Origin of the sequence: Chryseobacterium sp. PMSZPI (assembly GCF_002835665.1) — a bacterium.
GTDB lineage: Bacteria > Bacteroidota > Bacteroidia > Flavobacteriales > Weeksellaceae > Chryseobacterium.
Genome location: NZ_PIZV01000070.1, coordinates 19,665 through 33,380, shown reverse-complemented (window position 1 = coordinate 33,380; position 13,716 = coordinate 19,665). Strand labels below are relative to the sequence as shown.

12 protein-coding genes and 1 pseudogene are annotated in these 13,716 nt (G+C 35.7%); 7 read left to right on the top strand and 6 right to left on the bottom strand.

Translation table 11 applies throughout. The features are described 5' to 3' along the window. The first annotated feature begins 96 nt into the window (after positions 1 to 96). Entirely contained in the window at positions 97 to 1,317 is a 1,221-nt protein-coding gene (locus CW752_RS13890; RefSeq protein WP_101240299.1) for a TCR/Tet family MFS transporter, read from the top strand. Positions 1,318 to 1,359: 42 nt separating this feature from the next. Further along, complete coding sequence (locus CW752_RS13885) at positions 1,360 to 2,160, top strand: arylamine N-acetyltransferase family protein (RefSeq protein ID WP_101240298.1); 801 nt, start codon at positions 1,360 to 1,362, stop codon at positions 2,158 to 2,160. A 78-nt stretch (positions 2,161 to 2,238) separates the two neighbouring features. Here the strand turns inward: CW752_RS13885 and CW752_RS13880 are convergent, their stop codons facing one another. Continuing rightward, on the bottom strand, positions 2,239 to 3,201 hold the full coding sequence (locus tag CW752_RS13880; RefSeq protein WP_101240297.1) for a hypothetical protein: 963 nt from the start codon (positions 3,199 to 3,201) through the stop codon (positions 2,239 to 2,241). A gap of 293 nt (positions 3,202 to 3,494) precedes the next feature. Here CW752_RS13880 and CW752_RS13875 point away from each other — a divergent pair, with 293 nt between their 5' ends. The 4 genes from CW752_RS13875 (at position 3,495) to CW752_RS13860 (ending at position 5,816) form a co-directional block, all read left to right on the top strand. Continuing rightward, complete coding sequence (locus tag CW752_RS13875; RefSeq protein WP_101240296.1) at positions 3,495 to 3,830, top strand: twin-arginine translocase TatA/TatE family subunit; 336 nt, start codon at positions 3,495 to 3,497, stop codon at positions 3,828 to 3,830. Position 3,831: 1 nt separating this feature from the next. After that, on the top strand, positions 3,832 to 4,398 hold the full coding sequence (locus CW752_RS13870; protein ID WP_101240295.1) for a phosphatase PAP2 family protein: 567 nt from the start codon (positions 3,832 to 3,834) through the stop codon (positions 4,396 to 4,398). Continuing rightward, positions 4,395 to 5,207, top strand: a complete 813-nt coding sequence (locus tag CW752_RS13865) for a tetratricopeptide repeat protein (protein ID WP_101240294.1) — start codon at positions 4,395 to 4,397, stop codon at positions 5,205 to 5,207. The genes CW752_RS13870 and CW752_RS13865 overlap by 4 nt, the downstream gene beginning before the upstream one ends. Positions 5,208 to 5,354: 147 nt before the next feature. Then, positions 5,355 to 5,816, top strand: coding sequence for a tRNA (cytidine(34)-2'-O)-methyltransferase (locus CW752_RS13860; protein WP_101240293.1), 462 nt, complete (start codon positions 5,355 to 5,357; stop codon positions 5,814 to 5,816). A gap of 24 nt (positions 5,817 to 5,840) precedes the next feature. Here the strand turns inward: CW752_RS13860 and CW752_RS13855 are convergent, their stop codons facing one another. Continuing rightward, a complete protein-coding gene (locus tag CW752_RS13855) occupies positions 5,841 to 6,314 on the bottom strand; it encodes a 23S rRNA (pseudouridine(1915)-N(3))-methyltransferase RlmH (protein ID WP_101240292.1) in 474 nt (157 codons plus the stop codon). Between the two features lie 320 nt (positions 6,315 to 6,634). Here CW752_RS13855 and CW752_RS13850 point away from each other — a divergent pair, with 320 nt between their 5' ends. Next, positions 6,635 to 7,648, top strand: coding sequence for a YihY/virulence factor BrkB family protein (locus tag CW752_RS13850; RefSeq protein ID WP_101240291.1), 1,014 nt, complete (start codon positions 6,635 to 6,637; stop codon positions 7,646 to 7,648). Here the strand turns inward: CW752_RS13850 and nhaA are convergent. The 4 genes and pseudogenes from nhaA to acs all read right to left on the bottom strand — a co-directional run. Beyond that, a complete protein-coding gene (nhaA, locus tag CW752_RS13845; RefSeq protein WP_185117632.1) occupies positions 7,645 to 8,823 on the bottom strand; it encodes a Na+/H+ antiporter NhaA in 1,179 nt (392 codons plus the stop codon). The genes CW752_RS13850 and nhaA overlap by 4 nt on opposite strands. A 2-nt stretch (positions 8,824 to 8,825) precedes the next feature. Next, positions 8,826 to 11,036: a RelA/SpoT family protein gene (locus CW752_RS13840; RefSeq protein WP_101240289.1), complete on the bottom strand. Its 2,211-nt coding sequence runs from the start codon at positions 11,034 to 11,036 to the stop codon at positions 8,826 to 8,828. 110 nt (positions 11,037 to 11,146) lie between these two features. After that, complete coding sequence (locus tag CW752_RS13835; RefSeq protein WP_101240288.1) at positions 11,147 to 11,512, bottom strand: hypothetical protein; 366 nt, start codon at positions 11,510 to 11,512, stop codon at positions 11,147 to 11,149. 255 nt (positions 11,513 to 11,767) lie between these two features. Continuing rightward, positions 11,768 to 13,684 (bottom strand): annotated as a pseudogene (gene acs / locus CW752_RS13830) (acetate--CoA ligase); the annotation flags it as partial. Positions 13,685 to 13,716: the final 32 nt, after the last annotated feature.

Sequence of the window (13,716 nt, the reverse complement as noted above, 5' to 3'; positions counted from 1 at the left end):
GTTTAATTTTGAATAATAAGTCACTTTTCACTGTTCATATTAACTATTCATAATTTAGAACCATTATTTTTAGTATTTGATTAATTTTGCATTATCATGGAAAACTCAAAAAAGAAAGCAGCCATTGGCTTTATATTCATTACTTTATTAATTGATATTACGGGATGGGGTATCATTATTCCTGTTGTCCCTAAATTGATAGAAGAATTGATTCATGCAGACATCAGCGAGGCTGCAAAGTACGGGGGCTGGCTTGGATTTGCTTATGCCTTTACACAATTTATTTTTTCACCATTGGTAGGAAACCTTAGTGACAAATATGGGCGAAGACCCATTATTTTGATCTCACTTTTCGGATTTGCTGTAGATTATGTTTTCTTAGCGTTGGCTCCATCTATTTGGTGGCTGTTCCTAGGGAGAATCATTGCAGGGATTACAGGGGCGAGTATAACAACTGCCAGTGCCTATATTGCAGATATTTCTACCGATGAGGACAGAGCAAAAAACTTCGGATTAATTGGAGCTGCATTTGGCCTTGGTTTTATCATAGGCCCGGTTCTTGGCGGAGTTCTGGGACATTATGGAGCCCGAGTACCTTTTTATGCAGCTGCTGGTCTGTGTATTCTTAATTTTCTTTACGGTTATTTTATCCTTCCTGAAAGTTTGGATAAGGATAAAAGAAGAGCGTTCGATTGGAAGCGAGCAAATCCTATCGGGTCATTTAAATTTTTAGGAAAACATCCGGAGATTTCAGGACTGATTGTTTCATTGATTTTAATTTATATCGCAGGTCATGCTGTACAAAGTAACTGGAGTTTCTTTACCATGTATAAATTCAATTGGACGGAAAGAATGGTGGGGATTTCATTAGGAGTCGTAGGTTTGTTGGTAGGACTTGTGCAAGGCGGTTTAATCAGATGGACAACTCCAAGATTAGGTGAACAGAAGAGTATTTATTATGGATTAGCTTTATATGCTGTAGGAATGTTATTGTTTGCCTTCGCGTCAGAGGGATGGATGATGTTTGTGTTTTTGGTTCCGTATTGCCTAGGGGGTATTTGCGGTCCGGCTCTGCAATCTGTTATTACGAAAAGTGTTCCATCCAATGAACAAGGGGAGCTTCAAGGAGCTTTAACAAGTTTGATGAGTGCTACTTCAATTATTGGACCTCCTATGATGACGAATCTGTTTTACTTTTTCACCCATGATGAAGCGCCGTTTAAATTTTCAGGGGCACCGTTTTTCTTAGCATTTGTACTGATGTCCATTAGCGTGGTGATAACATATTCTGCTTTTAAGAAAAAAGATTCAATATAATTTTAAAAGATAGAATCCTTTATAATCGAAAAAAAATGAGTGATGGAACAATCAGAAGTTGAAAAATATTTAGAAAGAATCCATTATTCCGGAGGTATTGAAGCAAGTATGGAAGTGCTGAAAAAGATTCATCAGTTACATCCTAAATATATTCCTTTTGAGAATATTGATTCATATACAGGAAAGGTTCCGTCTCTAAAATTAGATGATATCTTTACTAAACTGGTATTGGAATCCAGAGGAGGCTATTGCTATGAGCAAAACTTACTTTTAAGAGAGGTTTTGAATTCTATTGGATTCAGTGTTGAATTGCAGTTGGGGAGAGTAGTCTGGAAGAGAGACGAAAATAGCAGTGCTTCAAGAACACATCTACTGTTGACAGTCGATATACAAGGTGAGAAATATCTTATAGACTGTGGTTTTGGAATCGTAACCCTTACTGCACCTTTGCTTTTAAATATAGAGGACTCACAGGAGACTCCAAATGGATTATTTAAAATTTCTCATAAAAACGGAACATATATTCTTTGGACCTGGAAAGAAAAATGGCTGCCCATATATCGTTTTGCTTTAGAACAAGTAGAGATGGCTGATTTGGAAATGGCCAACTGGTATTTATCAAATTTTCCTGAATCGAATTTTAAAAAGAACCTTGTTTTCTCAAAAGTAGATGAAAAAGCCCGCTATACCTATAACGATCATATTTTGAATATACGATGGAATGATGGTATAAAGGAATCTGTTTCTGTAGAAAATAATGCGCAGTTGTTCGAAGTACTTCAGGATATTTTTGGACTGAAAGAAAATGCTATTGAAATTCTGAAGAAGGAAATCGGAGATTGATCATTCGGTTTAGATTAAAATACAAAAGAAAAGGGAAGCTCATAAAGCTTCCCTTTCTCTTTAATTCGATATGAAAAATTAAGGATATAATGATTTCGTTCCATTGCTCACAATATTGCTTCCCAATCCTGAAAAGGATACAGAGAATTTGCTGGCATCGAAGCTTAAAGAACCGGTTGGAGTACAAAGGCCCAATGCATACTGACATTGCCCGTAAGCTCCTGTTCTTCTTAAGATTTTACTTTCGCTTTTTGCACTTCCTAAATTCATATACCCCCAATCGTTTACATCAGCATTTGAAACACTGGAACCTGAATAATAAATGGTAATCTGGTATCCGGTTTCTCCTCTTTTAGATCCCCAAAGCCAGTTCAGTGTCCACCATTGTTTTGACCAGCTGGAAGCAACTCTTGCTGTGGAATTTGTTCTTGCTGTAGAATCATTGGATGTTTCAACATTTCCTCTTGTATCCATCATGACAAGACCTCCAAAGACATTATCCCAGATGATTCCGGAGTCGTTGTAAAAACATAATGTGGTGAACTTTCCACTTTTATTATTCCAGGTTATTTCCATAACATTGGTATTCATTTTTAACTCTTCAGTGATGGTTTCTTTCAATCCTTTTTGAGCTGTAGTTAAATCGTCTCCTGAATATAAATCACTAATTTTTCCGATTTTTATGGAAGATGCATCCATAATATTTCCTGTGGCAATAAACTGATCCTTATCAGCTACTAAATTTTGGGAAATTTCAAGGCCTCGCTGTGTTGATATTTTTCCGAGTACATTAATTCCCTCGATCTGTAAATCACTTTTTAAATACTTTTCAAGGTTTTTCTTAGATTCATCCAATTGATTTTGTACTGCTGCGGGTACAGTTTGTGAAGAAGGGATGATTTCTTTTTTAAGATCAGCAGCTGAGACTTTAGCTTGAATAGCCTCCTGTTGGTTAATTTCATTGTTGGCGTCACGGCAACTGTTGAGCGTTACGATGGATAGCACCACCAAAATTTTGAAAGTAGTTGCTAATTTTTTCATATATAAAATTATTTAGATTGTGTATAGTAAATATAATAAATTATTAAATTATTCTCAATATTTTGAATTAATTGTTTGTTAATAAATAATTAAAATGTAATAAGTAGGCTGTAGACTCAGAAACATATTTCTCTTTAATATTGATAATTGTCCTGATTCTAAAGGTAAAAGAAATGGAGATATTGAAACCGGGATGGTAGTATGACCTTAAACTTTGAATTATTAAATCTTAAAATTTGTTTAAAATTTTAGTTTACAGCAGAAAAATGTATAATCTTTCGTAATTTTACAGCATGGAATTAAGCATTGGAGAAATGGCGTTGATTGCCATTGCAATCGTTGTATTATTCGGACCGGATAAACTTCCTCAGATAGCACGTGACTTAGGCGCAGGTGTTAGAAAAATGCGTGGGGCAGTGGAAGATATCAAAACAGAAATCATGAAGGAGACAGATAATCCTGTTTCTGAAATCAAACGTGAAATTGAAAAGGTAAAAGATGCTGCCAAAGATTTCAATCCGGTGAATGATATCAAGAAAGATATTTTAACAGAACCTACTTCATCCAATGAACCTCCAAAACTGAAACCTTCTGAAGACGAAACTCACGAAGGCCCTGTAAGCAGATAATATGGAGGAGATTGTTCTGGAAGATAAAAAGGTATTTTTATATCTTAATAATTTGGGAGATCCTGCTTTCGATCAGCTATGGATGTTGATTTCCAGCACCTGGATATGGGTCCCCCTGTATATTATATTCCTTTATTTTCTATATAAAAATTTTAAACTAAAGTCTTTAGTTTTTATTCTTATATTTTTAGCGATTGGGGCAACGGTTTCTGATCAGCTTGCCAGCGTATTTAAATATGGAGTAGCCAGGTTGAGACCATGTCATGATCCAACTTTGGAACATGCTATGAGAATTGTGAAGTGTGGTGGACAGTTTGGATTTTATTCTGCTCATGCTTCTAATACCTTCTTTTTAGCTGCTTTTTTAAGTATTTTGTTAAAAAATAAACTTAAGTGGTTCCCATACACTATATTTGTATGGGCTATAGTGGTTTCCTACAGCCGAATTTATTTAGGAGTGCATTTCCCGATAGATGTTTTGGTGGGGGCGTTTGCTGGTTCTTTATTGGGAGTGATATTTGGAGCACTTGCCAAAAAAGTAATCAATAAACAAAACATAACCCCATGAAAAAACCTTTATTACTTTTAGCTTCCATTTGTTTTTCTTTCACTACGTATGCTCAGGATAAAAAACTGGCAGAAGATTGTTTTAAAAAAGCTGACTATAAATGTGCTGAAGAGCAATACTCAAAGTTGGCGGAGAAAGAACAAATTCAAAAATTTCAATCCGAATATTATAACAACCTTGGAACAGCTCAGCGAAGGCTGGGAAAAACAGGTTTGGCTTTCAAGTCATATGAATCTGCTTTAAAAAGCAATCCTATGTCAGCATCAGTATATGCGAATCTTGCCTCATTGCATAGTCAGAAAGGCAATAAAGCAAAAGCATTAGAGTATATTGAAAAAGGTCTTCAGATAGACGATAAAAATCCCGAATTCTATCTTACACGTTCTAAAATTTATGATAGTCAGGGCAAAAAAGATTTGGCGATTAAAGATCTTAACCAGATTCTGACTTTTGCTCCGGATAATGTTTTTGCCAAAACCGGCTTAGCTAATCTGAAAAAAAATAATGGAGATCTTGAAGGTGCTTTAAAAGATTATAATCAACTGATTGCCGAAAAACCGGAATCATTACTGTATAATGGCCGCGGAGATGTGTTTTTGAAAATGAAAAAGTACAAGGAAGCTGTTGCAGATGTTAATAAAGCAATTGCTATTGATCCCAAGTTTTCACAATCTTATGTTACAAAGGCTTTAGTCTTATTTGATACCGCAAAGCCAAAAGAAGCTTGTGAGAATCTTGATAAAGCAGTAGCGTTAGGATATGAAAAAGCTATTTTAGCAGAGTATTATGCTAAATGCACAAAAAAATAGTTAATGATTACCTATAGGATTTTCCTTCCGTATACCAATCAGTATTCAAAATTGTATAGGGAAAGAATTTTCATAATATATAAATGAGGTTTATTCTAAAGTTATACCCTTGTTCGGGATTAACTTTAAACCTGAAAAGAAATATAGATGTTAAATATTGTTCTTGTAGAACCTGAAATACCTAATAATACCGGCAATATCGGACGATTATGCGTAGGAACCGAAAGTAAATTACACCTGATTCATCCTTTTGGATTTGTGATCAATGATAAGAATCTGAAACGTTCCGGTTTGGATTATTGGGTTCATCTTGATGTTGCCGAATATGCGAACGTTGAAGAATGGATACAAAGTATTCCTGATGTATCCCGTGTTTTCTTAATGAGCTCACATGCTGAAAAGTCATATTTGAAAAATGATTTTCAAGATGGTGATTGGCTCGTTTTCGGAAAGGAAAGTGTTGGTTTAAGCAAAGAAGTTCTGGACCGTTTTGATAATCATTTAACAATTCCAATGTCAAAGCTAATAAGAAGCTTTAATATTGCCAATTCCGTGGCTTTTGTAATAGGAGAGGCCAAAAGACAGATCGATCTAAAACTATCAGAGTAATAAAGGGAATTATTTTTTCCAATTTTAATCGTTATGATATGGTTTTCCCTGTAGGATTTGATCTGCCCGGTAAAGCTGTTCAATAATGAATAATCTGATCATCTGGTGAGTAAATGTCATCTTAGATAAAGACATCTTTTCATTTGCTCTACTATAGATTTCATCCGAAAAGCCATATGCTCCTCCAATTAAAAGGTGTGCTTTTTTAACAGAAGAATTCATCCAGGTATCAATTTTTTGAGAAAACTCCCTACTGGTAAATTGTTTCCCTTTTTCGTCAAGGATTACAACCAGATCATTTTTATCAATATGATTTAAAAATAATTTTGCCTCTTCTTTTTTTAAAAGATCAGGAGAAAGATTTTTAGCGTTTTTAACATCAGGAATCTCAATGATTTCAAAATTCCAATGCTTGGGTAGGCGGTTAATATAATAATTAATTAAAGAAGTTATTTCCTTATCGTCTGTTTTGCCGATACAAAGTAAACTGATTCGCATTGTAAGAAATTTCAGGTGGCAAAGATAGGGCTTCAAAAGCTAAAGTTCAAAGTTTTGAGGCGAATGTTGCAGGTTGTTTAAAGTTTAAGGTTTAAGGTTTTTGTTGCTGGTTCTGTTTGGACTGTCATTATCTTGACTTTGGGCTCTTGGTTCTCCATCAACATTCACCATTTACTGACGAAGCAAAACTCACTATTGACTTTAATAAACCTTCACCAATATTTTACAGTGTATTTTCCCTAATCTCCGCCACCTATCGCCCTCAATCTTTTCCTTATTTAATTTAATTCCCCTACCTTTGTATAAAGACAAACAGATCGATGAGTGTAAAGGTTCCTAAATTTATTTTAAAGATTCAAGAGTTTTTTGATAGCATTCATATTCCTGTTTTGGGAATATCGCTTTGGCAGATGTTTCAAATCTATATCTCCGGGATTTTTAAAGGTAAAATAGGCAGAAAAGCAGCTGCAATTTCCTGGAGTTTTACCATGAGTTTATTTCCTTTCATTCTCTTTTTGCTTTCTGTATTGCCTTATATGCCGCATTATGCTAAGTTGCAGTTTTATATTTTTGAAGTATTGATGCATAATGTATTTCCCTCCAATATGGAAGGGGATATACGCGGTTATATTGAGGCTAATATTGTTCCCAATATGAAAGGAATCAGCAATCTGACCATTGTATTAGCTCTTCTTTTTGCGACTAATGGAACATTTTCTTTGATCAATGGTTTTAATGAAAATTCAGATGAAAAGCTTAGTGATGTTAAAGAATTTATTCTTTCCTTTTTTATTACGATAGGCTTTATTACTATCGTGTTTTTGGCACTTTTTGGAGTATATTATGCAGAGGTTGTAATCAAGCCTTTCACCCCGTCTTATGATATTTCATGGTTGGTTAATAACCTTTCCAGAATTATCGGATTTGTCTCTTTTCCGCTTTTCTATTTTATTTTGCTGACTTTATTTTATTGGTTGGGAACCGTTAAAATTACAAGGTTTAGACAGGCTGTTCCAGGGGCTGTTTTAACAACGATCCTGTTTGTTCTGACAACCTATATTTTTGCGATTTATGTAAAAGATATTGCCCGCTATAACGTGCTTTATGGATCCATCGGGAGTATGATTCTGTTGATGGTGTGGGTGAATATCAACGTATACCTTCTCCTGTTCGGAAATGAACTGAATATGGCTATCAGAAAGTTAAGGATTGAGAAGTTGCTGTCTGATGAAATACAGAAAGAAACGCTACAATATCACGGTCAGGTTACAGAACCGGATTTTGATCATGACGAAGAGCATAGGAGAAAGTTGGAAAACGGAAAAGGAAATTAATCCTCCTCCGGTTCCGTATTTTCTTTAGAACTTAAGCTAAGAATTGTGAATCCTAAAATAGCAGCCGTAAAAGAAGCTATTAAGATCGCAAACTTGGCTTCATTCTGAATGTGAATTTCATTTTTAAAAGATAACAATGCTATGAAAATAGACATAGTAAATCCAATCCCTGCAAGCAAACCTACCCCTATCATTTGAATCCAGTTGCTGTTTTGAGGTAGTGAGCTAAGCTTTAATTTAATAGCGATGAAAGAAAATAAATTAATTCCAACCAATTTTCCTAAAATCAACCCACAGATAATTCCCAATCCAAGTGTACTGGTAACTCCTTCAACCATCTGGCTGGAAAAAGTAATATTAGTATTCGTTAAGGCAAAGATGGGCATGATCAGGAAGCTAACCGGAATATGCAATTTGTGCTCCAGTTTTTCTAAAGGAGAGATTTCTACATTAGACTCATTGGTAGGAATTGAGAATGCCAGTAGAACACCTGCAATAGTTGCATGAATTCCCGAATGGTGCAGGAAATACCATAAAAATATTCCGGGAATAATATAAAAGATAATTTTGGTAACCTTTAAAAAATTAAGGAGAAAGAGTAGTGCAGTCACTCCGAAAGATAATAAGAGATAAGTCCAATGAATCTGATCGGTATAGAAAATGGCAATCACGAGAATAGCTCCAAGGTCATCTACAATAGCAAGTGCAGCAAGAAATATCTTAATCGAATTAGGTATTTTCTTTCCCAGCATTGAAATAATAGCAAGGGAAAAAGCGATATCCGTAGCCATTGGAATTCCCCAACCGTTACTATATTCCGTTCCGGAATTGAAAAATGTATAAATAACTGCAGGAACAAGCATTCCGCCTACCGCTGCAAAAATTGGCAATGAAGCGTTTTTAAAGGATGAAAGCTCGCCCTCAACAAGTTCCCTTTTGATTTCAAGGCCTACCAAAAGGAAAAATATAGCCATTAACCCGTCGTTGATCCAAATGCTTACAGGGTATTCAAGGCCGAAAAGATGAGTTCCAACTTCTTTGTCCAGAAAATGCTGAAAGTTCTCTGCCAGAGATGAGTTGGCAATAAGTAATGAAATAAGCACACAGAAAATAAGAATGATTCCTGAGGCCTGGCTGTTGTTGAAAAATTTTTTAAAATAAAGAGATAAATTCATAATTAAGATTGTAGTCGTCTCACTCTTGAAACACCGTTGATACTTTTTAGTTTTTTAAAGGTTTCTTCCAATTGTCCTTTATTTTTCACTTCAAGTGTGATATTTCCTGTGAAAACGCCATTATTAGACTCAATAGACATGCTTTTCATATCCATTCCCATACTTCCACTGATTACTGTCGTGATATCGTTAATCATTCCCATTCTGTCAAGTCCTTCAATTTCGATTTTAACTCTGTTTTTGAAACTTTCTGCATTTACCCATTTTGCAGGAATAACACGATAATCGTATTGAGCTCTTAGGTTGATTGCATTCGGACAGTTGTCGCTATGTACTTTAATCCCATCGGAAATCGTGATGAATCCGAAAATTTTATCTCCGGGAATTACTGTACAGCATTTTGCATAGCTGTAATTCAGTTTTTCTTCATCTTTTCCAAAAACGATCATATCAAGGTTTTCCTCCTTCGGCTCCTCAAAATGTTGACTTTTCGTAGGAGATTTTCTGAACCTTGAAAGCAGGTTGTTGAATACGTTTTTACTTTCGATGTATTTTCTTAAGCTGCTGACATCGAGTTCGTTGCTTTGGAACTTAAGGAAGAGTTCTTGGGATGATTTTAAATTAAAGAACTTCTGAAGTTTATTAATTTCTTCGTCATTAAAATTGATTTTGGCATGACGCAATTTTCTTTGCAGGATTTCTTTTCCCTCTTCTACCAGTTGATTTTTCTGAGAGTTCAGATAACTTTTGATTTTGGATTTTGCCTTTGAAGTCACGACAAATTCCAGCCAGTCTGATTTAGGCTTCTGGTTTTGAGAAGAAAGAATATCTACCTGATCTCCGTTTTGGAGAATATAAGAAATCGGAACCAGTTTACCATTGATCTTAGCACCTAAACATTTCATTCCCAGATCAGAGTGAACGGAAAAAGCAAAATCTAAAGCAGTGGCATTAGTTGGTAAGATTTTAATTTCTCCTTTCGGAGTAAATACAAAGACTTCTTTTGAATATAAATTAAGCTTAATATTATCTAAAAGTTCAGATGTAGAAAGATCTTGCTGCTGTTCGAGAACGTCACGAATTTCTGTGACCCATTTTTCAAAATTTCGGTCATCGGAACTTTGCTTGTAACCTTCTTTATATTTATAATGAGCAGCCACCCCTTTTTCGGCAATCTCATCCATTCGTTCTGAACGGATTTGAACCTCAATCCATTTTCTATCCGGACCTAAAACTGTTAAGTGGAGACTCTCATATCCTGTTGAACGAGGCTGTGTGATCCAGTCTCTCATCCTTGACGGGTTACTGTGGTAAACATCCGTAACGATAGAATAGATTTTCCACGCAAGGAATTTTTCATTTTTAGCATCAGATTTATAAATAATTCTGATGGCATAATTATCAAAGACCTCTTCAAAAGAAACCCCTTGTTTAAGCATCTTTCTGTAGATAGAAGAAATTGCTTTGGCCCGGCCTTTAATTTTAAAATTTAATCCTTCTTCATGAAGCCTTTCGGAAACTTCTTTTTTAAATTCCTCTATATACCTTTCACGGCTTTCTTTAGCCAATTCTAATTTTTCCGTGATTTCGTTATAAATCTCAGGATTATTGTATTTTAATGAAAGATCTTCAAGCTCGGATTTGATATTATACAATCCCAAACGGTGCGCCATCGGAGCATAGATGTAAACGGTTTCCGAAGCAATTTTCTTTTGCTTGTCCGGAGCCATACTTTCTAAAGTCCTCATATTATGAAGACGATCCGCAATTTTGATCAAAATTACCCTGAAATCTTCTGACAACGTCAGCAACAGTTTCCTGTAATTTTCAGATTGTACAGAAATATTCTGATGGTTCATGATGGATATTTTAGTCAATCCGTTCACGATACCGGCGATCTTCTCCCCAAATATTTTTTTCAGATCTTCATAAGTATAGTCAGAATCTTCGATCACATCATGCAGAAGCGCACAGGCAATAGAAGTTGCCCCCAAACCAATTTCGGTTGCTACAATTTTAGCAACAGCAATAGGATGGTAAATGTAAGGTTCTCCGGATTTTCTCCTTTGGTCCTTATGAGCGTCCAGCGCTATATCGAATGCCTTCCGGATAAGTTTGTTATTTTCCTCATCCAAAGTTCTGTATGTGTTAGAAATCAGGTCCTTATATCTGGAAAGGATTTCTTTATTCTCTTGTTCTAAATCGTAACTCATTTGTGCAAATGCCTATATTTAGACGAAAATACGAAATTTTTTAGTTTTTTCAAATACAAAAAATCCGCAGAATGTCTGCGGATCCCTTGGTTATTAGATTCTATGCCTTTTTAAAATTTTACTTCTGAATTCATTCCGTCACTTGACGTTTTAATTTTGATATCAGGACTATTATGGATTTCAGCCCTGTTCCTTGCATCAATGTATTTTTTAATAGTGTCATAATTGGTTTCTTCCATACTCATCCCTTCAAATAAATACGTTTTTAAAGCCGCATTTTGATTGAAAATATTCCGGGCACTCTCAACCTGGCTATTGTCTTTTACGGTAACACTTGCCAGATATTGAGAATTGTTGGAATTACTATTAAGATATACGATATAATCTGAATTTTCAAACCCTGAATTCTCCAGATCGCTCTCAAGTTTCTTGTAATCGCTGTGGTGCTCAAATAGCCCCGCTAGTATATTTGACATAGTTAATTGGTTTAAAGTTATGACTAAAGTTAATGATTATTTTTCTATTTATTTAATAAAAATTGTTAATTAACATTCTGATCATAACATAAATGACAATTGATTGAAGCTATACTAAACAAACGTTTGATTTATAATGATTGTAGTAATTTTTTTTACAATTATTGAATGTGATGATTGAAAGCTCGGGATTTTTCGATGTGAGATAAAAATAAAAGCCCTGGTAGTGACTCCAGGGCTTCCTATTTGTTTACATTAAATTCTTTCGTTCTTAATTTCTTCTACGATTTCAGGATTTAAAAGAGTAGAGATATCTCCAAAGTTACTGAAATCACCTTCTGCAATTTTTCTCAAGATTCTACGCATAATCTTTCCAGAACGTGTTTTAGGAAGTCCTGAAACAAATTGTATCTTATCCAGTTTGGCAATCGGTCCGATCTGATCAGCAATCAGCTGGTTGATTTCTTTCTTAAGATTTTCCTTATCTCGGCTTTCTCCGGTTTCTTTAAGGGTTACGTAGCCATATAACCCGTTTCCTTTGATGTCGTGCGGATAACCTACAATCGCAGATTCCGCAACGGCAGGATGCTGATTGATGCTGTCTTCGATAGGAGCCGTTCCTAAATTGTGCCCGGAAACGATAATCACATCATCTACACGTCCTGTAATTCTGTAATAACCCACTTCATCTCTTAAAGCACCGTCACCGGTAAAGTATTTTCCCGGAAAAGCAGTGAAGTAAGTTTCTTTATATCTTTGGTGGTCACCCCAGATGGTTCTTGCGATCCCCGGCCATGGAAAACGAATACAAAGATTTCCTGTCACCTGGTTTCCTGTAATTTCATTACGTTTATCATCCATCAAAACCGGTTGAATTCCCGGTAGAGGCAGGGTGGCATAGGTGGGTTTTGTAGGAGTAACAAAAGGAAGTGGTGAAATCATAATTCCTCCTGTTTCTGTTTGCCACCACGTATCTACAATAGGACATTTTTTCTTACCTACATGGTCGTTAAACCAATGCCATGCTTCATCATTGATGGGTTCACCCACGGATCCTATTACTTTTAAAGAACTTAAATCATGCTTGTCTACCCATTCTGTACTTTCTTTTGCCAGTGAACGAATGGCGGTAGGAGCGGTATAAAATTGTGTGATTTTATGTTTTTCAATGACTTCCCAGAAACGATCCGGTTCCGGGTAGGTGGGAACTCCTTCGAAAATAACCGTAGTGGCACCATTCAATAAAGGTCCGTAAAGAATATAGGAATGGCCCGTAATCCAACCGATGTCAGCGGTACACCAATAAATATCATTTTCCTTATAATTAAAGACATTTTTAAAAGTATATGCGGTATAAACCATATAACCGGCAGAGGTATGAAGCATTCCTTTTGGTTTTCCTGTAGAACCTGAAGTATACAGAATGAAAAGAGGATCTTCGGAGTCCATGATAACCGTTACAAAATCCGGGGAAGCTTTATCGTATAAGTCGGCCATCCAGTAATCGCGGCCTTCTTTCATTTTGATTTCATTATGGGTTCTTTTCACTACAAGCACCTTTTCAACCGTTGGGGTCTTTTCTAAGGCTTCATCCACGATAGTCTTTAAATCCAGGACTTTATTGCCTCTATAACTTCCGTCCGAGGTAATGACCATTTTAGCTTCGCAGTCATTTACTCTTGAAGCCACGGCAGCAGCTGAAAATCCTGCAAAAATTACAGAATGAACTGCTCCCAATTTAGCACAGGCCAGCATCGTAATAGCCAGTTCAGGAATCATAGGAAGGTAGATGCATACCCTGTCCCCTTTTTGAATTCCCATGTCACTGAGAACGTTGGCGGTTTTATTGACACGGGTATAGAGTTCGTTATAGGAAATATGTTGTGCTTCTTCTTTCGGATCATTCGGTTCCCAGATAATAGCAGTTTTATCTCCTCTTACAGAAAGGTGTCTGTCAATACAGTTTTTAGTAATGTTAAGTTTGGCATTTTTAAACCATGTGATTTTGGCTTCATTCATATCGTACTTAACAACCTTGCTCCATCTCTGATACCACACAAAGTTTTGATCGGCTACCTTATCCCAGAATTTTTTAGGATTTTTGATAGACTTCTTATATTCTTCAAAATAATGTGGTAAGTCTTCTATTAAGTAATTTCTCATATCCCTTTCGTTTTTGAAATTTGAATTGTTTTATATTTTAA

Bases quoted from the DNA above. Each gene is read 5' to 3' on its own strand.
- CW752_RS13870 (WP_101240295.1), top strand. From the start codon at position 3,832: ATGGAGGAGATTGTTCTGGAAGATAAAAAGGTATTTTTATATCTTAAT.
- CW752_RS13860 (WP_101240293.1), top strand. From the start codon at position 5,355: ATGTTAAATATTGTTCTTGTAGAACCTGAAATACCTAATAATACCGGC.
- CW752_RS13865 (WP_101240294.1), top strand. From the start codon at position 4,395: ATGAAAAAACCTTTATTACTTTTAGCTTCCATTTGTTTTTCTTTCACT.
- CW752_RS13880 (WP_101240297.1), bottom strand. From the start codon at position 3,201: ATGAAAAAATTAGCAACTACTTTCAAAATTTTGGTGGTGCTATCCATC.
- nhaA (WP_185117632.1), bottom strand. From the start codon at position 8,823: ATGAATTTATCTCTTTATTTTAAAAAATTTTTCAACAACAGCCAGGCC.
- CW752_RS13855 (WP_101240292.1), bottom strand. From the start codon at position 6,314: ATGCGAATCAGTTTACTTTGTATCGGCAAAACAGACGATAAGGAAATA.
- CW752_RS13885 (WP_101240298.1), top strand. From the start codon at position 1,360: ATGGAACAATCAGAAGTTGAAAAATATTTAGAAAGAATCCATTATTCC.
- CW752_RS13850 (WP_101240291.1), top strand. From the start codon at position 6,635: ATGAGTGTAAAGGTTCCTAAATTTATTTTAAAGATTCAAGAGTTTTTT.
- CW752_RS13840 (WP_101240289.1), bottom strand. From the start codon at position 11,036: ATGAGTTACGATTTAGAACAAGAGAATAAAGAAATCCTTTCCAGATAT.
- CW752_RS13875 (WP_101240296.1), top strand. From the start codon at position 3,495: ATGGAATTAAGCATTGGAGAAATGGCGTTGATTGCCATTGCAATCGTT.
- CW752_RS13890 (WP_101240299.1), top strand. From the start codon at position 97: ATGGAAAACTCAAAAAAGAAAGCAGCCATTGGCTTTATATTCATTACT.
- CW752_RS13835 (WP_101240288.1), bottom strand. From the start codon at position 11,512: ATGTCAAATATACTAGCGGGGCTATTTGAGCACCACAGCGATTACAAG.